Origin of the sequence: Sorangium sp. So ce185, from assembly GCF_051526825.1 — a bacterium.
Classification (GTDB): domain Bacteria; phylum Myxococcota_A; class Polyangia; order Polyangiales; family Polyangiaceae; genus Sorangium; species Sorangium cellulosum_D.
In genome coordinates this window covers 3,001,619-3,022,503 of the sequence record NZ_CP150316.1, presented here as the reverse complement: position 1 = coordinate 3,022,503, position 20,885 = coordinate 3,001,619, and the positions used below count along the sequence as shown (strand labels likewise).

15 protein-coding genes are annotated in these 20,885 nt (G+C 74.3%); 4 read left to right on the top strand and 11 right to left on the bottom strand.

Annotated features, from left to right (window positions below; genetic code table 11):
* Positions 1 to 184 precede the first annotated feature (184 nt).
* From WMF26_RS11290 to WMF26_RS11265, 6 genes are all read right to left on the bottom strand, one after another.
* Positions 185 to 1,564, bottom strand: a complete 1,380-nt coding sequence (locus WMF26_RS11290; protein ID WP_438000306.1) for a DUF5050 domain-containing protein — start codon at positions 1,562 to 1,564, stop codon at positions 185 to 187.
* Positions 1,565 to 1,764: 200 nt separating this feature from the next.
* Positions 1,765 to 2,955: a 5-(carboxyamino)imidazole ribonucleotide synthase gene (gene purK, locus WMF26_RS11285; protein WP_438000305.1), complete on the bottom strand. Its 1,191-nt coding sequence runs from the start codon at positions 2,953 to 2,955 to the stop codon at positions 1,765 to 1,767.
* A 39-nt stretch (positions 2,956 to 2,994) separates the two neighbouring features.
* Positions 2,995 to 3,549, bottom strand: a complete 555-nt coding sequence (gene purE / locus WMF26_RS11280; RefSeq protein WP_438000304.1) for a 5-(carboxyamino)imidazole ribonucleotide mutase — start codon at positions 3,547 to 3,549, stop codon at positions 2,995 to 2,997.
* Positions 3,550 to 3,601: 52 nt separating this feature from the next.
* A complete protein-coding gene (locus WMF26_RS11275; RefSeq protein WP_020734229.1) occupies positions 3,602 to 3,928 on the bottom strand; it encodes a TerB family tellurite resistance protein in 327 nt (108 codons plus the stop codon).
* 198 nt (positions 3,929 to 4,126) lie between these two features.
* Positions 4,127 to 5,884 (bottom strand): hypothetical protein, encoded by a 1,758-nt coding sequence (locus WMF26_RS11270; protein ID WP_438000303.1) that lies wholly within the window; start codon positions 5,882 to 5,884, stop codon positions 4,127 to 4,129.
* A gap of 30 nt (positions 5,885 to 5,914) precedes the next feature.
* Positions 5,915 to 8,731: a HEAT repeat domain-containing protein gene (locus WMF26_RS11265; RefSeq protein ID WP_438000302.1), complete on the bottom strand. Its 2,817-nt coding sequence runs from the start codon at positions 8,729 to 8,731 to the stop codon at positions 5,915 to 5,917.
* Positions 8,732 to 8,925: 194 nt separating this feature from the next.
* On the opposite strand from WMF26_RS11265, the gene WMF26_RS11260 reads away from it, so the two are divergent.
* The gene (locus WMF26_RS11260; RefSeq protein WP_437337114.1) at positions 8,926 to 9,927 is read left to right on the top strand and encodes an LLM class flavin-dependent oxidoreductase; all 1,002 of its coding nucleotides are present in this window, start codon (positions 8,926 to 8,928) and stop codon (positions 9,925 to 9,927) included.
* A gap of 42 nt (positions 9,928 to 9,969) precedes the next feature.
* Here the strand turns inward: WMF26_RS11260 and WMF26_RS11255 are convergent, their stop codons facing one another.
* A complete protein-coding gene (locus tag WMF26_RS11255) occupies positions 9,970 to 11,256 on the bottom strand; it encodes a PQQ-dependent sugar dehydrogenase (protein WP_437337113.1) in 1,287 nt (428 codons plus the stop codon).
* A 54-nt stretch (positions 11,257 to 11,310) separates the two neighbouring features.
* Here WMF26_RS11255 and WMF26_RS11250 point away from each other — a divergent pair, with 54 nt between their 5' ends.
* From WMF26_RS11250 to WMF26_RS11240, 3 genes are all read left to right on the top strand, one after another.
* The gene (locus tag WMF26_RS11250; RefSeq protein ID WP_438000301.1) at positions 11,311 to 12,603 is read left to right on the top strand and encodes a hypothetical protein; all 1,293 of its coding nucleotides are present in this window, start codon (positions 11,311 to 11,313) and stop codon (positions 12,601 to 12,603) included.
* A 71-nt stretch (positions 12,604 to 12,674) separates the two neighbouring features.
* Positions 12,675 to 13,265 (top strand): Uma2 family endonuclease, encoded by a 591-nt coding sequence (locus tag WMF26_RS11245; protein ID WP_438000300.1) that lies wholly within the window; start codon positions 12,675 to 12,677, stop codon positions 13,263 to 13,265.
* 327 nt (positions 13,266 to 13,592) lie between these two features.
* Complete coding sequence (locus WMF26_RS11240; protein ID WP_437337111.1) at positions 13,593 to 14,906, top strand: inositol-3-phosphate synthase; 1,314 nt, start codon at positions 13,593 to 13,595, stop codon at positions 14,904 to 14,906.
* 84 nt (positions 14,907 to 14,990) lie between these two features.
* Here the strand turns inward: WMF26_RS11240 and WMF26_RS11235 are convergent, their stop codons facing one another.
* From WMF26_RS11235 to WMF26_RS11220, 4 genes are all read right to left on the bottom strand, one after another.
* Positions 14,991 to 15,599 carry a hypothetical protein gene (locus WMF26_RS11235; RefSeq protein ID WP_437337110.1) on the bottom strand — a complete coding sequence of 203 codons (609 nt, stop codon included), beginning with the start codon at positions 15,597 to 15,599 and terminating at the stop codon, positions 14,991 to 14,993.
* A gap of 377 nt (positions 15,600 to 15,976) precedes the next feature.
* Positions 15,977 to 17,938 carry a DUF4215 domain-containing protein gene (locus WMF26_RS11230; protein ID WP_438000299.1) on the bottom strand — a complete coding sequence of 654 codons (1,962 nt, stop codon included), beginning with the start codon at positions 17,936 to 17,938 and terminating at the stop codon, positions 15,977 to 15,979.
* A 323-nt stretch (positions 17,939 to 18,261) separates the two neighbouring features.
* Positions 18,262 to 19,086, bottom strand: coding sequence for a calcium-binding protein (locus WMF26_RS11225; protein ID WP_438000298.1), 825 nt, complete (start codon positions 19,084 to 19,086; stop codon positions 18,262 to 18,264).
* A 288-nt stretch (positions 19,087 to 19,374) separates the two neighbouring features.
* Positions 19,375 to 20,397, bottom strand: a complete 1,023-nt coding sequence (locus tag WMF26_RS11220) for a diacylglycerol/lipid kinase family protein (protein WP_438000297.1) — start codon at positions 20,395 to 20,397, stop codon at positions 19,375 to 19,377.
* Between the last annotated feature and the right edge of the window lie 488 nt (positions 20,398 to 20,885).

Below are 20,885 nucleotides of genomic sequence, written 5' to 3'. Positions count from 1 at the left end.
GTCTCACGCCGTCAACGCGCCCGGCCCCCCGGCCGCGCGGCGCGCTGGCGAGCGGCCTCAGGAGAGCTTTGAATGCGGCCTCCGACGCCGTCCGGCGGCGGAGCGCGGCGAGGACGAACTGGCATCGTCGGTCGCGTTCGCCCCTGCTGTCGCGCGCTCGGGCTCGCCGCCGGGACGCGGGCGATCAAGGCGCGCGGTAGGCGACGACCTGGCCTTCGAAGCGGTAATCGCCGCCGCTCGCCCAGAACACGTCCTGACCTTCCGGGGCGACGATGCGCCAGGCGAAGTGCTGGCCGAGCGCGAGCACGACGGTCGTGCCGCTCTCGAGATCGTGCGCGTTGACGCTGCGGTTCCGGCTCGTGTCCGTCGAGAACAGCGTCGAGCCCCGGAGGGCCAGCCCCGCCATCGAGCCCCCCTGGTGGATCAGCGTCTTGGCCCCACCGGCGATCGGCGCCTTGAACACGCCGCCATCGCCGGTGTTGGCCCAGTAGACGAACTCCGCGTCCACCGCGATCCCGGCCGGCTCCGCCTCGTTCTCGGCGATGACCGTCACCTCCCCGCCCGACTTCGCCACCTTGTAGACCTTGTTGGTGGCTTTGCCGCCGGTCCAGTAGATGTGGTCTGCGTCCTGCGCGAGGTGCTCGGGCTTGCCGGCGCCTTCCGCGAGGACGACGGGCTCGCCGCCGTCGAGCGCCATCTTGTAGATGTTGTGTCCATCGCCGTCGCCGAAATAGATCGACGTTTCGTCGCCGATGAGGCTCAGCAGATAACCGACCTCGGCCAGCGTCTCCATCTCCAGGGTGGATTTGTTGACGCGCTTGATCGCCGACGGGATGACCGGATCGTTGTCGCCGCCGCTCGCCCAGTACACGTCGGTGTCGTTGACCCACAGCGCCGTGGGGTCGGGATCGGGGGGCGTCATCGCCTCCGCCTCGGTGGTGCCCTTCTTGACGCGATAGATGAAGCCGTCGTTCGAGTCTTCAGGCGCGGTGTCCTCGGTGCCGCCGCTCGCGAAATAGAGGTACGCGTCGTCGGCGGCGATCGCCTTCGGGAAGTAGTGCTGGGTCGCCATCGCCGTCGGCGGGATCATCCCGGCAAAGAAGCTGGAGAAATGCGAGGTCTCCGTGATGACGCCGGCGGGAGAGGGGTCGTGACGCTCCATCGGGGCGAAGTCGTCGGAGCCGGTGGGCGCGGTGAAGCCGTAGGCGTCGAGGAAGGTGTTCTCCCCGAGCTCCGCCTCGAGCTCGACGGTGATCGGCAGCGTGAGCGTGATCGGCTTGGCGAACGTCTGCCCCTCAGGGCCGAGGACATACATGGGCCCCACCGCGCCGTCGCGCGTCGGCTCGACGCGCTCGATGGTGAGCCCCGTCGCCGCGCTGACCGCGCCCGGCGGCACCTCGATCGTGAAGCCGTCCTCCGCGGTGAAGACGCCGCCCTGGGCGTCGACGGAGAACTGCGGGCTTTCGCCCGGCGTGGCGTCGTCGCCCGCGTCCGTCCCCCCGCACGACGCGCTGCCGAGCGCAGCCGCCGCGCACGCCAACACCACGAATGAGGATTTACCCATCGTCTCGCCTCTCCGCGGGCGGTCGTCGCCGCCCCACCCGCACTGGTTGTCCTGGGCGAGCAGTCGCGCCCCGGCTCGCCGGCGGCTCATGAATCGACGCGACGAGATCGGCGCGACGGAGCCGACCGGCCGTGAGGACGCTCGGCGCGCGTGGGGTGGTGTGGTGATCGGGTGAGCCTCGCTCGCGGCGCGAGAGGCCGTTACCGGCCGGGGAGCGGCAGGCCGGCGTGCGCCGAGAGGCGGGCCATCGCGAGCTTCGCGGCGACGAGCGCCTCCTCCGGCGTGCTGCCCGTGGCCGAGAGGTGGCCCATCTTGCGGCCGGGGCGGGCGATCCGCTTGCCGTAGAGGTGGAGCCGGACGCCCGGGATCTCCAGCGCGGCCTCGAAGGGCGGCTGCGCGCCGTCGAGCCACGCGTCACCGAGCAGGTTGACGATCGCGGCGGGGCGGACGATCTCGACCGAGCCGAGCGGCAGATCGCAGACGGCGCGGACCGCCTGCTCGAACTGGCTGGTCGCGCAGGCGACCTCGGAGGCGTGGTAGCTGTTGTGCGGCCGCGGGGCGAGCTCGTTGATGAGGAGGCGGCCGTCCTTGAGGAGGAAGAGCTCGACCACGAGCAGGCCCTCCACCCGCAGGCCGACCGCGAGATCGAGCGCGATCTGCACCGCCTGCCCCGTCACCGAGGCCGAGAGGGGGCCGGGCAGCAGCGACCAGTCGAGGATCTGGTCGCGGTGGTGGTTCAGGGCCGGGGGGTAGACCGCCAGCTTGCCGCTCGGGCTCCGCGCGACGAGCACCGAGAGCTCGGCCTCGAGGTCGAGCGCCTGCTCGACCACGCAGCGCTGGCCGCCCAGCGATCCGAAGAGCGCCGCCGCCTCGCGCTCGAGGTCGTCGCCGCCGCCCGGGGACGCGCCCCCCGAGAGCCGCAGCTGCCCCCTGCCGTCGTACCCGCCGACGCACGACTTCACGAAGCACGCCCCGCCCATGGCGCGCGTCGCCGCGAGGAGCTCCGCGCTGGTCGCGACCTCGCGGAAGGGGCCCACCGGGAAGCCGTTGCTCGACAGCCAGTTCTTCTGGACGCCGCGGTCCTGCACCATGCCGAGCACCTCGGCGGACGGGCGCACCGGCGCGAGCCGCGCGGCGGCCGAGAGCCCGGCCGTGGCGACCTTCTCGATCTCGAGCGTCACCACGTCGCACTGCGACGCGAGCTCGGCCGCCTGCGCGGCGTCGTCGAACGAGGCGACGATGCAGCGATCGAGCACCGACCGGGCCGGGCAGTCCGGATCCGGGTCGAGGGCGTGGACCTTGTATCCGAGCGTGCGGGCGGCGAGCGCCGTCATGCGGCCGAGCTGACCGCCGCCGAGGATACCGAGCGTAGAGCCGGGAGCGATGGGCATTTCTGGGACCTGTGAGAACCTGGGTGATGCTGGACGATGCTAGACGATGACCGAGTCGCGGAGCACCGACGCCTCCTGGGCGCTGCGGAACGCGGCGAGGCGCTCGCGGAGCTCGGGGTGCTTGCCCGACAGGATCGCCGCCGCGAACAGGGCGGCGTTGGCGGCGCCGGGCTTGCCGATCGCCATCGTGGCGACCGGGACGCCCTTGGGCATCTGGACGATCGAGAGCAGCGCGTCCATGCCGTTCAGCGCCGTGGCGGGGATGGGCACGCCGATGACCGGGAGCACGGTCTTCGCGGCGACCATCCCGGGCAGGTGGGCGGCGCCGCCCGCGGCGGCGATGATCACCTCGAGCCCGCGGTCCGCGGCCGTCCTCGCGTACTCGAACATCCGGTCCGGCGTGCGGTGCGCCGAGACGACGCGCACCTCGTGCGGGATGCCGAGCTGCGTGAGCAGCTCGCTCGTCACGGCGAGGTGCTCGTAGTCGCTCTTGCCCCCCATGATCACACCGACCCACGGCTTCTCCGTCGAGCTCGCTCCCATCTCCGTCCTCGCCCGGCCCTCGCCGGCTCCTCCTTGCTCCGTCGTGCTCATCGTTCCGCTCATCACCGACCCATCATCCATCGACCGAGGCGCCGCGCCCCGGTCAGCGCGTGAGCTGCTCTAGCAGGCTCAGGCTCTCGCGCTCCTCCTCGCCGATCTCGCCGTCGGACGAGATCATCTCGCGCGCGGCCGCCAGGAAGAGCTGCCGGTGCGCGCGGGGGATCTTCATCGGATCCAGGTCGTCGGCCGCGGGGGGCACCTCGAGCCAGCTGCGCACCTGCTTGGCCTCCTCCTCGTCGAGCTGGAGCCGCAGGATCATCTTGCGCACGAACGCGCGCTCCTGCTCGCGCACCTGGAGGTCGGCCCAGGCGAACGAGCAGATGAACCGCATCAGCTGGAGGCGTTCTTGGCGAGAGAGCTTGTCGAGCATGGGCGGAGACTCTAGCCCGGATCAGCCGGCGCTTTGTGTGGAATCGGCACGCCGCCCGCCGTAAGGGGATTCCCGGACCGCGCCGTTCGCCGTTCGCGCTGCCGCCTCGAGTTCGCGCACCCCGGTCCCCGACCGCTTCCGTTTCTTCCCGTTCCTTCCCGCTCCTTCCGCGGTTCCACGCTGCCCGCCCGCGGCGCCTCAGCGGTACGGGCGAGCGACGCGCCGGCCGCGCAGGAGCGCCGACAGGTGCAGCTGCGCGCCGAGCAGATCGCGCAGGGTCGCGGGGTCCTCGAGCGGCGCCGGCACCGTGATCACGATGGCGTGCGGCGCGATCCGCAGCGCGTCCGTGCGGGCCCGCAGGCGCTTCACCGCCTCGCGCGCGCCGGGCGAGGCCGCGCGCAGCTGCTCGGGATCGTCGGGGTCGAGCGCCGCGTCGAGGGGCGGATCGAGCACCAGCGTGACCTCGGAGCGCTCGGGGTAGGGGCCTCGCTCGAAGCACGTGTCGATGTGGAACGTGGCGCCGTCGAGCTGCGCGTCGCGGATGCGCATGCGGCCGACCTCGAAGCGGCCATGGACCTCGGCCGCGAACCGCTCCCACGCCGGGCGCATGCCGGCCATCGGCGTGGGCGGCGGGATGCGCGCGGACGCCGCGGTGATCTCGGCCGCCAGCGCGGCGAGGTGATCCAGGAACGCGCCGAGCCACGGCTGGTCGTGGCCCGGCGTGCGGGACCGGACCGACACGTGCTCGTCGTCGAGCCGGACGTCGTCGAAGGCGAGCAGCGCCCTGCGCAGCGGCCCCGCGACGACCGCGCGGACCTGGCCGGGGTCGCGCCCGCGCACGCGGTAGCGGCGGCCGAAGCCCTCGTCGTCCTCGGAGGCGAGCGCGAGCAGGAAGCGCTTCACGCCGACCTCCAGATCGAGCCCCCACGACGGCCAGCGCAGCTCGCCCACGAGCGCGCCGCTCGACGACGAGCCCGCGTCGATCCACACCGACGCCGCGCAGCCGGAGAGCGCGCCCGAGAGGCGCAGCTCCAGCGGATCGAGCGACAGGCCGTGGCGCGCGCCGACCGCGCCCCAGACCGCGCGCCACCGCCCCGAGCCGATCTGCCGGCGGATCGCGCCGAGGCCGGGCGGCCGGTCGAAGACGCCGAGCACGAGCGGCGTCGTGTGGACGACGCCGTCCGCTCGCGCGAGCTCGACGCGCACCTCGAGCCCCCAGACGAGGGCGACCCACCCGGCGTCGAACGAGGGCGCGACGGAGCGGGGGATCCGGAACCGGAAGGGCAGCTCCCGCCCCTCGTCGCGGCTGTCCGCGCGGCGGAAGGCGGTGAAGCGGTGCGCCTCGGTCGCGCGGTTCGACGCGGCGGGGCCGCCGCTGAGGAGGCGCTCGACGCCGACCAGCGAGATCTCCATCCCGCGCACGCCGCGGCCCTGCACGTTGCCGAGCGCCACCGCCCCCGAGATCTCGTCGCCCGGCGCGAAGACCTGATCGTCGAGCGAGACCTCGATGAAGGGGCTGTCGCCGCGCGCGGTGGTGCCCGCGGCCGGCGATCGGGGCGGGCGCGTGACCGGGCGCGGCGTGACGAGCACCTCGTACGACTCCTGGACGTCGAGCCACCACGGGATCGCGATGGAGAGCGTGATGCCGTAGCGGATCTCGGCGCGGGTGCCGAGGTACGAGCAGGGCGCGTCGGCCGGGAGCGGGAAGCTCGCGCGGTAGCGCTGCTCGCCTTCGGGGAGCGTCGTCTCGCCCGCGAGGCGGGCGACGAGCGAGAGGAAGTGGGGCGGCACGAGGACGCGCTCCTCGACGCGGGCGATCTGCATGCCCTCCAGGTGGAGCGCGATGGAGTCGACGGGCGTCCTCGCGCGGCTGCGCAGCACGAGCTCGACGAGGACGACGTCGCCCGGGTGGACGGTCCTGGACATCCGGAGCTCGACGTCGGGTCGGCTGCGCATGGCGAACGGCTCAGCGCGGCGGGCGCGGGCTCACTTCACGAGCGGCGCCGGGACGGCGAGGCGGAGCGGCCCTCGGGGAGCGCCGCGCTCGAAGACCTCCCCGCGGCGATCGGCGACCCCGAGGCGCAGGAGGCCGTCAGCGCGCACGAGCGCGAAGGGGGCGCGCGGGACCGGCGCGTCGCGGGACGAGCCGCCCCGGCCCGCGTCGAACGGGACGACGAAGACCGCGACGTCCTCGGCGCCGGCGGGCGGCGCGCCGGGCGAGGCGGCGCTGGCGCAGCGCCCCGCGACCGAGGCGTTCCGGTCCTCGCCGGCGCAGCGGGCGAGCGCGCGGCGATCGGCGTCGGCGCCGCCCTGCGCGAGGTGGTCGGCGGCGGCGAGGCGGACGGCCTCGGCGGGGTCGCGCGCGAGCAGGTCGCGGGCCGCGGCGCCGTCGCAGCGCGCCCGGGCGACGGTGAGGCCGGCGAGGGCGTTGGCGCGGACGTAGGGGCGCGCGTCGGCGAGCGCGCCGCAGAGCGCCGCGGCCGCGCGCGCGGGCTGGCCGGCGCGGCCCGCGGCGCGCCCGATCGCGCCCGCCGCGTTGCCCGCCACGGCGGCGTCGGGGTCCTTGAGGAGCGGCTGGAGCAGCGGCAGCGCGTCCCGGTCCCCCACGGCGCCGAGCGACCAGACCGCGTTGGCGCGGACGCCCGGATCCGGATCGCCCGCGAGCTTGCGGAGCGCGGCGGCCGCCTCCGGGTGCCCGGCGAGCGCCTCGGCGATCTTGCGGCGGTCGTCGATCGGCGCCGCCGAGGCCATCCGCGCGAGCGCGGCGCCCGCGGCCTGCCCGGGCATGCGGCCGAGCCCCTCCAGGAGCGCGTCGCGCGCGGCGTCCGGCGCGCTCGCGATGGCGGCCGCGACGTCGCGGGCGAGGCCCGCGCTGCCGCCGTCCTTCGCGTCGTTCGCGCCCGTCGCGCCCTTGTCGTCCGGGACGCGCGACAGCGCGCCCGAGAGGGCGATGCCGAGCGCGCCGCGGTCCTGCTCGGCGGCGACGGTGAGGCGCTGGAGCAGCGCGCGCGCGCTCCCCGGGCCGGCGACGCGCGAGAGCGCGATCGCCGCGCGGAGGCGCACGTCGGCCGACTCGTCGTCGAGCGCCTCGAGCAGCGCGGCGTCCACGGCGGCGCCGAGCTCGCCGGCGGCGCGCGCCGCGCCGAGCGCCTCGATCACGGCGAGGCGGAGCGGCGCGGAGCGGGCCTTCGCGAGGGGCAGCAGCACCTCCTGGGCGCGCGGCGAGCCGGTGCGGCCGAGGAGCTGGACGAGGGCGAGCTTCTCGTCGGGCGGGGTGGCCGGGTCGACCAGCAGGGCGCGCGCGGGGTCGACCGCGCGCCCGTCGGGCCGCGCGGGATCGAGCAGCGCGGTCGCGGCGCGGATCGCCTCGCGGCGGACCGAGGGATCGGCGTCGCCGAGCAGCTCGAGCACGCTGGGCAGCGCCGCGGGGTCGCCGAGCGCGCCGAGGGCGCGGAGCCCGTGCCGGAGCGGGACGACGCCGCGCTGCATCGCCCGGACGATGGCGGGCAGCCCTTCCCTGGCCTTGAGCTCGCCGAGCACGAGGGCGGCGCCCGCCGCGGTGTTGGGCGACGGCGCGGCCCCGAGCGCGCCGACGAGCGCGGGGACGGCGGTGCCCTTGCGAGCGTTCGCGGCGCCGGCGCTCCCCGCGCCGCCGCCGGGCGAGGGCGCAGGAGCGGGCGCCGCGGGCGGCGCGGGGGTCGCCGCTGCCGCGGGCGCCGATGCCGCGGGCGTCGCCGACGCAGCGGGCGCCGCAGCCGCAGCGGGCGCAGCCGCCGCCGCAACCGCAGCCGCCGCCGACGGCCTCCCGGCGGTGACCAGCGCGTCGCGGACCGCGGACCGCGGCGCCGCGGGGTCGTCCTTCGCGAGCGCCGCGAGCAGCACCTTCACCGCCGCGTCGGTGCCGATGCGGCCGAGCGCCCGGAGCGCCGCCTCGCGCACGTCGTTGCTCGAGGTGCCGCTGTCGGTCGGGCGCGCTCCGAGGAACGCGCCCGTGGGCAGCGGCGACGCCGCGACGAGCTCGGCGATCGCGGACGTCGCCTCGTCCGAGCGCAGCCGGCCGAGGGCGGTCACCGCCTCGACGCGGACGTCCTGGGATGCGTCCTGGAGCGCGAGGATGAGCGCGCTGACCGCGCGCGCGTCCCCGAGCTCTCCGAGCGCCCGCGCCGTGGCCCGGCGGACCTCCGGGACCGAGTCCTGCACCTTGCCGATGAGCGGCACGACGGCGCGCGCGTCGCCGATCCGGCCGAGCGCGCGCGCGACCTCCGCGCGCACCTCCGGCGCGGTGTCGTCGAGGTGGCCGAGCAGCGGCGAGACGGCGTCCGGGAGGCCCGCCGCGCCCATGGCGGCGGCGGCGGCGAGGCGGACGTGCGGGTCGGGATCGCCGAGCACCCGGCCGAGGGCGACGACGGAGCGGTCGGTGGGCGCGGCGCGGATCACGTCGCAGGCCGCGAGCCGCAGGCGCGCGTCGCCCTCGCCGAGCCACTCGATCACGAGGTCTCCAGCGCGCGGCATCCGGAAGCGCACGGCCGCCCCGGCGAGGTGCAGCCGCACCTCGACGTCCGGGTCGCTCATGCCCTTCTGGATGAGCGCGATCGCCGTCTCCGGGGCGAGCTCGCCGACGCGGGTCGCGGCGAGGCGCCGCTCCGAGACGTCGCCCGACGTGAGCGCGCGCGCGATCTGCTCCGGCACGTTGGGCCAGAGGAACGCGGCGGCGTCCCCGGGCGGCGCGAGCGCGGCGGCCGAGGCGGCGACGACGAGCAGGACCTGCGGGAGCCGGCGCAGCGGCGAGACGGTACGGCGCACGACCCGAGCGTAGTACAGCGGCCGCGGCCGCGTCATGGCCGTTCCAGGCGGCCCGGACGCCTCGGGCGGGGGCGCCGGGCGGACAGGACCGCCGGAGCGCCGGTGCGAGGGCGCCGCCGCGCCTCGAGCAGCGCCGGCCTCCGGGCGCTCCCGCAACCGTCCTCGGCGTGCAACAGTCGAGCGAGGTGCCCGACATGACTCCCTTTTCCGTTCTCGACCTGTCACCCATCGTCCAGGGCGGAGACGCCTCCCAGGCCTTCCGCAACACGCTCGACCTCGCCCGCCATGCCGAGCGGCTCGGCTACCGTCGCTTCTGGCTGGCCGAGCACCACAACATGGGCGGCGTGGCCAGCGCCGCGACCGCCGTCGTGATCGCGCACGTGGCCGGCGGCACCCGGGCGATCCGCGTCGGCGCGGGCGGGATCATGTTGCCGAACCACGCGCCGCTGATCATCGCCGAGCAGTTCGGCACGCTGGCGTCGCTCTTTCCGGGGCGCATCGACCTGGGCCTCGGGCGGGCTCCCGGCACCGACCCGGTCACCGCCCGCGCGCTGAGGCGCAACCTCGCCGGCGACGTCGACAGCTTCCCCCAGGACGTCCTGGAGCTGATGGGCTACTTCCGCCCGGCGGAGCCTGGCCAGCTGGTGCAGGCCGTGCCCGGCGCCGGCCTGGACGTGCCGATCTGGATCCTCGGCTCCAGCCTGTTCGGCGCGCAGCTCGCCGCGGCGCTGGGGCTCCCGTACGCCTTCGCCTCGCATTTCGCGCCGGGCCACATGGCGCAGGCGATCGCGCTGTACCGCCGGGAGTTCCGCCCCTCGGCGCAGCTCGCGCAGCCCCACGTCATGCTGGGGATCAACGTGTTCGCCGCCGACACCGACGAGGAGGCTCGCCGGCTCTCGACCTCGCTCCAGCAGGCGTTCGTCAACCTGCGCCGCGGCCGGCCGGGGCCCCTGCCGCCGCCGGTCGACGGCTTCGAGCGCGAGCTGAGCCCGACGGAGCGCGCCGGCCTCGATCAGGCGCTGTCCTGCACGGTCGTGGGCTCGCCCGAGGCCGTGCGCCACGGGCTGGCCGCGTTCATCGCCCGGACCCGCGCCGACGAGCTCATGGTGAGCTCGTCGATCTTCGATCATGCCGCGCGCGTGCGCTCGCTCGAGATCACGGCCGAGGCGCGCGACGAGCTCGCCCGGGCCGGGTGAAGCGCCTCGCCCACGGCGCGGGCGCGCGCCGGGCTCAGCGCCTCACCCCGGGTCGATCCGGTAGATGCGCCCCGTGTTGAACATCACCACATAGATCTCCCCGGCGGCGTCCTCTCCGAACGACGCCGGGAGCCCGTTCGGGCTCAGCGCGGAGGTGAGCTCGACGCGATCGGTCGCGGCCTTGCCGTCCCACACGAAGGAGAAGAAGCGGCCTGTCACGTAATCCCCATACAGGTACCGGCCGCGCAGACACGGGATCTTCGCCCCGCGATAGACATAACCGCCGATGATCGAGCCCGCCTCGCTGCGGGGGTGCTCCACCGCGGGCGGGAGCCCGCGCGGCTTGCACGTCGCGCCCGGAGGATAGCAATGGGCGCCCTCCATCGCCTCCCAGCCGTAATCGTTCCTGCCCTGGCCAGGGCGCTCCACCAGGATCTCCTCCCAGCTCTTCTGGCCCACGTCGCCGATGTACAGATCCCCCGTGAGCCGGTCGAAGCTGAACCGCCACGGGTTGCGGAGCCCGTAATCCCAGATCATCGGATCGCCGCTGGTCATGTTGCCCGCCGGCGCCTTGGTCGGCTGATCGACGTCGATGCGGAGGATCTTGCCGAGCTTCGAGGTGAGATCGGCCGCCGGGCTCGGCGATCGCGCGGAGTCGCCGATCGCGGCGTACAGGTAACCGTCCTTGCCGAAGGCGAGCATGCCGCCGACGTGGTTCCAGGCGCCGTGCTTCACGTCGACGAGCGACCGGACCGGCTCGGGATGGGCGGTGTCGGCGCCCTGCGCGGCGCGCTTCCACTCCTCGATCACCACGTTGCCGCGCGGGGCGGACGAATAGTGGAGCCAGAAGCGCCCGTTCTTCGCGTACTCCGGGTGGAAGGCGAGCCCGAGCAGGCCGCCCTCCGCGTTCGGCGTCGGAAAGAACACGCGCGATCGCACGTCGAGGAAGGGCGCCGGCTGGACCGCGCCGTCCTTGACGAGCCGGAGGGTCCCCGCCTTCTCGAGCACCACGAGGCGCGCCGGATCGCCGGGCGGCGCGGCGACGTACGTCGGCTGATCGAGCCCGCTCGCGACGAGCGTGAGCTTCAGCGGCGGGACGCCGCCGCACTTCGCCGGGCGGGCGAGCTCCGCCGCGTTCGCCGGCGGCGGCGCGGGCGCGCCCTGCGCCGCGGGCGCGGCTTGCGCGGCGGCCGCGCCGTCCGCCGCGGCGGGCGCCGGACCAGGGGCCGCAGCGCCCGCCTGGGCCGCCGGCGGGGACGCGTTCCCTGCCGCGGCCGGACCGGCGGCGACGCCCTCGCGCGGCTCTTCGGGCGGCCCCGCGACCTGCACGCGCCGGTCGCAGGCGGCTACACTGCCTGCGAGCAGGAGGCACCAGGCGGTCCGATGGCACGCTCTCGTCAGCCAGGCAGCGCGCCCCGCGCGCCGGTGGATCGGTCTCTCGGGCAAGCGGACACCTCCGCCTCCACCTTCATCATGAGCGGCCACCTCTGGCAAGCCGTGCTCGCATCGCTGCTGCTCGCGAGCTGCGGCGGCTGCGGCGCGCAGGAGACGCCCCAGGCCGATCGCCTCCCTGCCTCGGCCCCGCCCGTCCCGGTCGGCCCGCACGCCGGAGCGGCCGCGCGCGACGCCGGAGCGGGCGAGCGCTCCGGCGAGAGCGCGCCCGCGGTGCCCCGGGAGCCGCCTTGCAGGGACGGCGACACGGACCCTCACGATCTCCGCTGTACCGGCCTGTACAGCGACTTCGGCGCGCGCTCGCTCGCGGCGGGCGTCCGCGAGTTCAAGCCGGCCTTCGAGCTGTGGAGCGACGGCGCCGAAAAGACGCGATGGATCTACCTCCCTCCGGGCTCGACCATCGATGTCTCGAGGATGAACGACTGGATCTTCCCCGTCGGCGCCAAGCTGTGGAAGGAGTTCCGGACGCCCGCGTCCGCCGGGGGCCGCCGGCTCGAGACGAGGCTCCTCTGGAAGACCGCGGAGGATCGCTGGACGCGCGCCACCTACGTCTGGTCCGAGGACGGCGAGAGCGCGCTGCAGGTCAAGGCCGGTGTCCCCCACGTGCCCGGCGCGGACGGCTATGCGATCCCGGCGCAGGTCGACTGCATCCGCTGCCATGCGGGCAAGACCGATAACCCGCTCGGCTTCGAGGCCGTCCAGCTCGCCGCGCGGGGCGCGGGCGGCCTGACGTACCCCGAGCTGGTCCAGCGCGGCCTGCTCTCGGCGAGCGCCGGCGGCCCGCTGCCCAGCGCGGACGCGCTCGAGGTGCCCGGGACCGAGACGGAGCGGCGCGCCCTCGGCCTGCTCCACGCGAACTGCGGCGTCTCGTGCCACCATCCGCTCGGCGTCGCGACGCACTTCGAGCTGCGCCTCGACATCGACGCTGCCGGCCGGGTGGGCGACGTGCGCGGCACGCGCGCCTACCAGACGGCGATCAACCAGCCAGCGAAGCTGCGCCCGCCCGGCGCGCCGCCGGGAGCGCGCTATTACCGGCTGAGGCCCCGCGATCCGGATCGCAGCACCCTGCTGCGCGCCATGGCCCGGCGCGACGCGCCCGGCGCGCCGCCCGAGCAGATGCCGCCGCTCGCGACCCGCCGCGTCGACGAGGACGCCGTCGCCGCGGTCCGCGCCTGGATCGAGGCGATGACCCCCGCCGCCGGCTACCCGCCGGCCGCGCCCTGAGCGCCGCGCGCTGGAGGCGCCCTCGCCGGCCGCGGGTGGCTGCCCGCAGCCGGAGGGCCTATCCTCCGGCCATGCCGCCCGCTGCGCTGAAGAAGGCGCCCGCCACGGTCGCCGACCTCCTCGCCATCCCGGAGCCGGAGCGGTTCCACGAGATCATCGGCGGCGACCTCGTGCGCAAGGCCATGCCGAGCCCGCGCCACGGCAGCTCCCAGGCGCGCCTCACCATCCGGCTCGGCGGCCCGTACGATCGTCGCCCCGGCGGGCCGTGGCCCGGCGGGTGGCGCTTCCTGACCGAGACCGAGGTCCAGTTCGAAAGCAGCGAGATCTACCGCCCGGATATCGCCGGCTGGCGCAGGGAGCGGCTGCCCGAGCTCCCCAGGGAGAGTCCCGTCCTGGTGCGACCGGACTGGGTCTGCGAGATCCTCTCGCCCTCCAACGAGCGCAACGACGTCGTGAAGAAGATGCGCACGTACAAGCGCTCGGGCGTACCTCATTACTGGCTCATCGATCCGATCGCCGAGACGCTCATCGTGTATCGCTGGACGGAGGACGGTTATCTCCTGGTCCTGGACGCCCAGGGAGAGGAGCGCGTCCACGCCGAGCCCTTCGAGGCCGTCGCGTTCTCGGTGCACGGCCTGCTCGACGGCGACGACGACGGCTGACGAGCACGGGCGAGCGTCCGGCCTGACCGCGCCGGAGCCCCTGCGCGCGCCGTCTCCAGCCGTCTCCAGCCGTCTCCGCCCGCCCGACCGCCGCCGTCCGAGGCGCTGGCTCGCAGGGCGCGCCGGAGATCGATGAAGGGAGCGCGCCGGAAACGCCCTCGCGCGCGCGCCGGGCCGTGGTGATCGCGGCTGCCGGGCTTCATGCTCCCGGCGGTCGCAGCGCCGCGCGGCCCCGGCAGGCGCCGGCGCGCCGCGCGCACGGCACCGGCGGACGCCCCGCCCCTGCCCGAGGAGCGCCCGCGACCACGACCGGGGGGAACACGTCACGTGAAGCAGCCGAAAGAGATCAAGAAGGCAGAGGGCAAGCTCGCGGTCCTGCTGCCGGGGCTGGGCGCCGTCGCCACGACGACCATCGCGGGCACCCTGCTCGCGCGGCGCGGGCTCGCCCCGCCGATCGGGTCGCTCACGCAGCTGGGCACGATCCGGCTCGGCCGGCGCACCGACCACCGCGCGCCGAGGATCAAGGATTTCCTGCCGCTCGCGGCGCTCGATCAGCTGGCGTTCGGCGCGTGGGACATCTTCCCCGACAACGCCTACGAGTCGGCGCGGCACGCGGACGTGCTCGAGCGCCGCCACCTCGACGCCGTCCGCGACGAGCTCGAGCGGATCCGGCCGATGCCCGCGGTGTTCTATCCGGAGTACGTGCGGCGGCTCCACGGCACCCACGTGAAGAAGGGCGCGAGCAAGGCCGAGATGGTGGAGCAGGTCCGGGAAGATCTCCGCGCCTCCCTGCGCGACAGCGGCGCCGCGCGCGCCGTGGCCGTCTGGTGCGGCTCGACCGAGGTGCACATCGCGCCCGCGGAGGTCCACCAGTCGATGGCGCGCTTCGAGTCGGGGCTCGCCGAGGACCACCCGGCCATCTCGAGCTCCCAGATCTACGCCTGGGCCTGCCTGAAGGAGCGCATCCCGTTCGCGAACGGCGCCCCGAACCTCACCGTCGACTTCCCCGCCGCGTGGGAGCTCGCGCGCAAGCAGGAGGTCCCGATCGCCGGCAAGGACTTCAAGACCGGCCAGACGCTGATGAAGACCGTGATCGCCCCGGGGCTCAAGGCGCGGATGCTCGGCGTCGCCGGGTGGTTCTCCACGAACATCCTCGGCAACCGCGACGGCGAGGTGCTCGACGACCCGGAGTCGTTCCGGTCGAAGGAGGTCTCGAAGCTCGGGGTGCTCGAGCACATCCTGAAGCCCGATGTTCATGGCGAGCTCTACGGCAAGCTCTTTCACAAGGTGCGGATCGAGTACTACCCCCCTCGGGGCGACGCCAAGGAGGGCTGGGACAACATCGATCTCGTCGGCTGGCTCGGCTACCCGATGCAGATGAAGATCAACTTCCTCTGCCGCGACTCGATCCTCGCCGCGCCGATCGTGCTCGACCTCGCGCTGCTCCTGGATCTCGCGCAGCGCGCCGGGCTGAGCGGCACGCAGGAGTGGCTGAGCTTCTACTGGAAGAGCCCGATGACCGCGCCGGCCCTGTACCCGGAGCACGACCTCTTCATCCAGTCGATGAAGCTCAAGAACACGATGCGCTGGCTCATGGGGGAGGATCTCATCACCCACCTCGGCAACGAGTATTACGACTGAGCCGAGTCGCGCAGCCTGGCGACAGGCCTCGACGAGCGGGGGAGCGCGCAGGAGGCCGCGCGCTCCCCCACCCTCCGCGCCGGATCAGTGGCTCCAGCTCGTGCCCTCCGCGATCTTCTGACCGGCCGGGCCGAACGTCGTCTGGAGCACCGACTTGCCCTTGATGCGGACCTTGGTGACCGTCTTCGGGATAGACCAGCTCACGACGTCGTCGCAGCTCGGCTGGATGAAGCCGCCGCCCGGGTAGTACACGCCGGTCTTGCTCTTCGTCGCGCCGATCTGCACCCAGCAGCCCTCGACCTCGTCGAAGCCGTAGAGCGTCGCCGTCGTCGTCGTGTGCTCGCAGACGCTCTTCGACTTGGGGGCGTTGACGCTGTACGCCATCGCCGTCTGGGTCGACGCGAACGCGTTCTTCACGTTCGTGACCTCGACGACGTAGTTGCCCTTGCTGCTGTAGTACGTGTTGTCCGGCGACTCGCGGAGGGTGAAGCTGCCGACGTCGCTCGAGTTCGACTGGGCCGCGGTCTGGTCGACCTGCAGGGCGGAGATGTCGACGCACAGCGCCTGCGAGGTCTCTTCGACCTCCTCCAATCCGGCCAGCTCCGCGTCGAGGTCGGTCGCGTCGGCGACGCAGCCAACGAGCGCGAACGAGGACACGAGGGACGAGGCGAGGAGGATCATTGCACGCTTCATGATTGAGCTCTCTTTCGGGTATTTAGTTGAACGACACGTGATCTGACGCGCGGGCGGTCCGCCGCGGGTGCGACGGAGTCGAGTCCATCCGTCGCCCGGGTCGCCCTGCTCGCCGCTTGGACCGCGCCGAGCGTCACGCAACGCCTTTAAACAGGAAGCGTGCCACTCCCCGATTCCGGCGCTCGGCCGCGCGCGCGCCGGCATTTTCGCGCCTTCGCGCGCTCCGCGGCCCGGGCGGTCCGCGCCCGCGCCGGCGCGCTGAGGGCGCGCCCCCTCATCCTGGAGGCGCCGCCCTCCAGGGGGGAGTCGTCAGGGGGGGTCGGAGCGCGCCGCAGCGCGGGCCGGTGTGGGATGGTGGCCGGCGGCGGCGCCGGCGCTCAGGGCGCGAACGACACGTCGAGCGTGTACGGCCCGGCGTCGGCCTGGGACCAGAAGCCGTCGACGACGATGAACAGCGGGGCGCCGCCGGTCACCTCGAGCTCGAGGGTCTCGATCGCGGGCGCGTCGCCGGCGCCTGCCTGCGCGGCGTCCTCGCACGCGAGCTCGGAGCTCGCCCACGGGCAGCTCGACCTCACGGACAGGGTCAGATCGGTGGCGGACGACAGCTCGAGCGTGAGCTTGCCGTCCGCCGGGGGCGTGAACCGGTACACGTCCTCGCGCGTGTCGGGCATGGAGCAGCTGCCCCGGAGGGCGATCGTGCCGGTCCGCGTGTCGCCGGTGTTCACCCCGAGGACGGCCTCCCGCGCGCCCTCGCAGACCGAGGAGCAGTCGTCGGCGCAGGCGCCGAAGGCGTCGGGGTCGTCGCACTGCTCGGGCCGCGTGACGGCGCCGTCGCCGCAGATCGCCGGGGCGAACGTGGAGCGCAGCGTGTACGGGCCCTCCTTGCCCGGCGCATGCGCGTCGACGACGACGGTCACCGGCTCGCCGGCGCTCAGGACGACCTCGATCGGCGCGGCGCCCCCGCCGACGGCGAGCTGGGCGCACGCGAGCTCGGTGGTTCGGTCGTCGCACGCGCCGCGGACGTAGAGCCCGTGGTCGGTGTCCGACTCGAGCGCGACCGAGAGCGTGCCGGACTGTTCCTCGGGCGGGGCGAACAGGTACACGTCCTCGCGGCCGGCGCCCGTGCAGCCGGCCCCGAACGCGTTCGTGCCGAGCGAGGTGTCGCCCGAGACCTCCGGCGGCAGGGGCGGCGCGGCGGCGCAGGTCGCCGCGATCGCGGCGCAGGGTCCCTCGCAATCGTCGTCGTCGCAATCGAAGGCCGCGTCGAAGTCGTCGTCCGCGCGATCGTCGCAGATCGCCTCGTAAATCCTGCAAAGGCCGGTGGCCACGTTGCACCTGCCGCGCGTCGGGCACTGCGCGTCCTCGGTGCACGCCGGCCGGCAGCTCAGCGCCCCGTCGGCGGCGGGGACGCAGGCATAGCCGGGACGGCAGTCGCTCGAGGTGTCGCACGCTGCATAGCAGAGGTGCCCGTTGCTGCCGGTCTCGATGCAGACGCCGTGGCCGGCGCAGGTGCCGCCGGTGTGCTCGCACGAGCTGATGCAGTAGCCGGAGGGCCATCCGTTGAGGTCCTCGCGGTTGCAGAAGTTCCCTGCGCACATCGCGTCGTCGGTGCAGGCGGCGCCGTCGGGCAGGTCGAGACTTCCGCCGGAGCCGCCCGCGCCAGCGTCGCCGCCGGAGCCGCCGATGCCGCCGATGCCGCCGCCGGTGCCGTCGGTGCCGCCTGTGCCGCCGATGCCGCCGCCGGTGCCGCCGATGCCGCTGATGCCGCCCGCGCCGCCCGCGCCCCCGATGCCGCCGCCGGTGCCGTCGGTGCCGCCTGTGCCCCCGATGCTGCCGCCGGTGCCGTCGGTGCCGCCTGTGCCCCCGATGCCGCCGCCGGTGCCGCCGGTGCCGCCGATGCCGCCAGTGCCGCCAGTGCCGCCGATGCCGCCAGTGCCGCCGATGCCGCCGCCGGTGCCGTCCGCGCCCCCGACGCCGCCGCCGGTGCCGCCTGTGCCCCCGATGCCTCCGCCGGAGCCACCGGTACCGCCCCCCGAGCCGCCGATCCCGCCCGCGCCAGCGTCGCCGCCCGCGCCGCCGGAGCCGCCAGAGCCGCCGATCCCGCCCGTGCCGCCACCGCCGCCCGTGCCGCTCCGTCCGCCATCGCCGCCGGAGCCCCCGAGACCTCCGGCACCACCGACGCCGCCCTCGCCGCCCCGGCCTCCGCCCCCCATCGCACCCGCGCCGCCCTCGCCGCCCGTTCCTGTGCTCGGGCCCGGGGTGCCGTCATCGTCCCCGCACGCCGCGGCGCTGGCCGTCAGCCCCAGCATGAGGAGGCAGGTCGTCCATCGTAGTCTCATTCTGTCGCTCCAGGGAAAAGGGGGATTCGCCCGTCGATGACGCGGCGTGACATGTCACCCGCGCGGCGCCATCTTCGGTGCAACCGCCTTTCGTGGGAAGCCCCCATACGCGCCGCTTCCCGGCTCCCTGATGCTGTCGAGACGCCGTCTCGCTCCCGCCGGAGCGCGCGCCCACCGCTCCTTCGCGGGAACCCGTCTTCCCGTGTGCCGTGCAGGCATGCGCGCGTCGAGGGGTCGACGCGACCTCCTCTTCGGGCTGCGCGCGGCGCGCCGGTGGCCGCGTCGAGGCGGCGGGCGCGCCGGGTCGCCCGTCGGCGGTGGCGTCACTGCCAGCGCAGGTGCACGTCGATGACCGCGCCCGTCCGGGCCGCGGCGCCGTCCGAGAACGTGAACGCGGCGCGCTCGATCTCGCAGTTGCCGCGCCCGTCGCAGCGCCGGTCGCGCCCGTACGAGAGCTCGATCGCGACGAGCCCGCGCGACGCGAGCGGCTCGAGCTCTCCGGCGCTCGAGGCGCGGTTCGCGTCGCGGTCGCTCCACAGCACGAGCCGCGACCACGCCTCGTCCCGCTCCGTGATGCGGCCGTCTCCGTCGGAGTCGAGCTCGCGGAGCGCGGTGAACCCGTTGTCCGCGCGGGCCCCGCTCGCGAGCACCGTCGCCGAGCCGAACAGCTCCTCACCGCCGTCGATCGCCCCATTGCCGTCCCGATCGAGCGCGAGCCACGGCGTCGCCGCGGTGGGCCAGTCGGTGGCGATCGTGGCCCCGAGCCCGCTCAGATCGAACGCGCCGCTCATCGCGGTCAGGTACTCGACCGGACGCTGATCGAACGAGAGCACGAGCGGCGTGCTGACGCTGCTCGACTGACACCCGGTCCAGGTCGGCACCCCCTCAACGTCCTCGCACAGCTCGTAGCCGCCCATCCCGTGGTTGGTGCAATTCCGGGACTCGCCGATCGTGCACGCCGCCTCGGCCTCCTCGCCTCCGGGCGTGTTCCCGCCGCCCCCGCCGTTTCCATTCCCGTCCTCGGTCGCCTCCGCGCCCTCGAGCGCGCTGTCGTCGCTCCCCTCGCCCTCCGCGGAGATCACCTCTCCGACGCACCCGGCGCCGAACGGCACCGCCGCGAGGAGCAGCGAGAAGGAGAGCGTTCCCATGAAACCCAAGCGAGTCCGTGAAAGGGTCGTGTTCATGGCACAGCTCCCGAGCAAGCCATGCGCCAGCCCCTCTCCGCCCGGCTAAACCATTGATTTTGCATGCATCAAGGGAGCGAAGAGCGCCCCTGTCTCCACGCGTTTGCCAGCGTGTGCCGTGCGCACCAGGGAATTGTGCCAGATTGGTCGCGCATCGATCTGTGCCGCTCGTGCGGGGACGGGCACCTGGGGCGGGACCCGGCGGCGGCTCCCGGGGCGGCTGGAGCCCCAGGCGGGCGGCGCTCCCCGGCGCTACCCCCGCGGCGGCGCGTAGAAGTCGACGATCCGGATCGGCTCGGTCAGCCGCACGCGGACGCGCGAGCGATCCCCGCGGACGTCGCCGCCGATCTGGAAGCTCGTCGCCGGATCCATCTCGATCGTGACCTCGTCCACGAAGTAGTCGAACACCGTCTCCAGGTCGTCGAACTCTCCGTTCCAGATGCTCGAGAAGTTCCGCACGAAGGTGAACGGCGAGATCATCGACACGCGCAGCTGCATCCGGTCCTGGCGATCGTCCGCGTACGGGAACATCCGGAAGCCGAAGCCGTAATAGGGGATCGTCGACAGCGCCGCGATCTTCGCCGGACCCTCGTAGATGACGCCGCCCTTCTTGATCGGCGCCCCGAGGATCGTCCCCTTCTCGCCGACGCGGATCGCGTCGTTGCCCTCGTTGATGATGCGGCAGTGCGGCGTGCGCCGCACGAGGTAGCTCGGGATCGTCCGCGTCGTCGCGGCGACGGCGTACGCCACCGGCCCCGGCGCGAGCCGCTTCAGCGGGCCGCGCGCGAGCGCCGACTTCACCGCGTTGTAGTCGCGCAGCATCACCGCGTCGATCCCGAAGCCGCAGAACGGCGACAGGATGTCCTCGGCCTCGACGAGCCGCAGGTTGCGGCTCCCGGCCTCGGCGCGCAGCCGCTGGAGGTCCACCGCCAGCCCGGGCTTCGCGCCCGCGCCCCCGGACGCGCCGAGCACCCACGCCAGCGAGTTGCCCGTCCCCAGCCGGAGCAGCCCGAACCGCGGCAGCGGCAGCCCGCGCCGCTTCGCCTCGTTCACCACCGCCGTCACCACCACGGTGAACGTCCCGTCGCCCCCGCCCGTGAGGATCGTGCCGTAACCCCGGTCGACGAGGATCCGCGCGATGCCCTCGCTCTCCTCGACCCGCCGCGACACGAACAGATCCCCCGTGTCAAGGATCTGATCGAGCGTCTCGATCACCTCCGCCGTCACGCTCTTGGCGTTGCCGTTCACCACCACGGCAATCCGGTTGCTCGCCACGCCCCGCGGCACGTCGCTCGGACGACGCGGCGCATCAGCGGCCTGGGAGACGTCATCGGAGCCGCGACCGGCGGGCGGAGAGGTCATGCACCGCGATCTACCACGACCGACCCCCGCGCTTGGAGATCGCGCGGGCGCGCGCCGTGGAAGCCGTGGAAGGAACGACGCCGCCACGAGGCCGACGCGGGCGCCGGCGCCGGCGCGGGGGGCCTTGCTCGACCGGAGCGTCGAGCCCGCCGGGATCGTGCTGTAGGCCAACGTGGCCAAAACAGCGCGCCCACGGCGGTCGCCGCTGTCCGAGAGAGGCCCAAGCGTGCGATGCTCATGGGTTTTGGCTCTCGAGCCGATCTTGGGTCATGCTGACCAACGGGAAAGCGAGGAGCCTCCCCCGAAACATAGTGGACGGGGAGGTCGATTTTTTGGTAAGGCGACGACCTGGCGAGCCAATTCGGCTTGACAGCCGCGCGGGTCTTTCCCCCGCGCGGGCG

What these genes read in the sequence shown, in the direction of transcription:
- WMF26_RS11290 (WP_438000306.1), bottom strand. Translation starts at nt 1,564, where the DNA reads ATGGGTAAATCCTCATTCGTGGTGTTGGCGTGCGCGGCGGCTGCGCTC.
- purK (WP_438000305.1), bottom strand. Translation starts at nt 2,955, where the DNA reads ATGCCCATCGCTCCCGGCTCTACGCTCGGTATCCTCGGCGGCGGTCAG.
- purE (WP_438000304.1), bottom strand. Translation starts at nt 3,549, where the DNA reads ATGAGCACGACGGAGCAAGGAGGAGCCGGCGAGGGCCGGGCGAGGACG.
- WMF26_RS11275 (WP_020734229.1), bottom strand. Translation starts at nt 3,928, where the DNA reads ATGCTCGACAAGCTCTCTCGCCAAGAACGCCTCCAGCTGATGCGGTTC.
- WMF26_RS11270 (WP_438000303.1), bottom strand. Translation starts at nt 5,884, where the DNA reads ATGCGCAGCCGACCCGACGTCGAGCTCCGGATGTCCAGGACCGTCCAC.
- WMF26_RS11260 (WP_437337114.1), top strand. Translation starts at nt 8,926, where the DNA reads ATGACTCCCTTTTCCGTTCTCGACCTGTCACCCATCGTCCAGGGCGGA.
- WMF26_RS11250 (WP_438000301.1), top strand. Translation starts at nt 11,311, where the DNA reads ATGGCACGCTCTCGTCAGCCAGGCAGCGCGCCCCGCGCGCCGGTGGAT.
- WMF26_RS11245 (WP_438000300.1), top strand. Translation starts at nt 12,675, where the DNA reads ATGCCGCCCGCTGCGCTGAAGAAGGCGCCCGCCACGGTCGCCGACCTC.
- WMF26_RS11235 (WP_437337110.1), bottom strand. Translation starts at nt 15,599, where the DNA reads ATGAAGCGTGCAATGATCCTCCTCGCCTCGTCCCTCGTGTCCTCGTTC.
- WMF26_RS11230 (WP_438000299.1), bottom strand. Translation starts at nt 17,938, where the DNA reads ATGAGACTACGATGGACGACCTGCCTCCTCATGCTGGGGCTGACGGCC.
- WMF26_RS11225 (WP_438000298.1), bottom strand. Translation starts at nt 19,086, where the DNA reads ATGGGAACGCTCTCCTTCTCGCTGCTCCTCGCGGCGGTGCCGTTCGGC.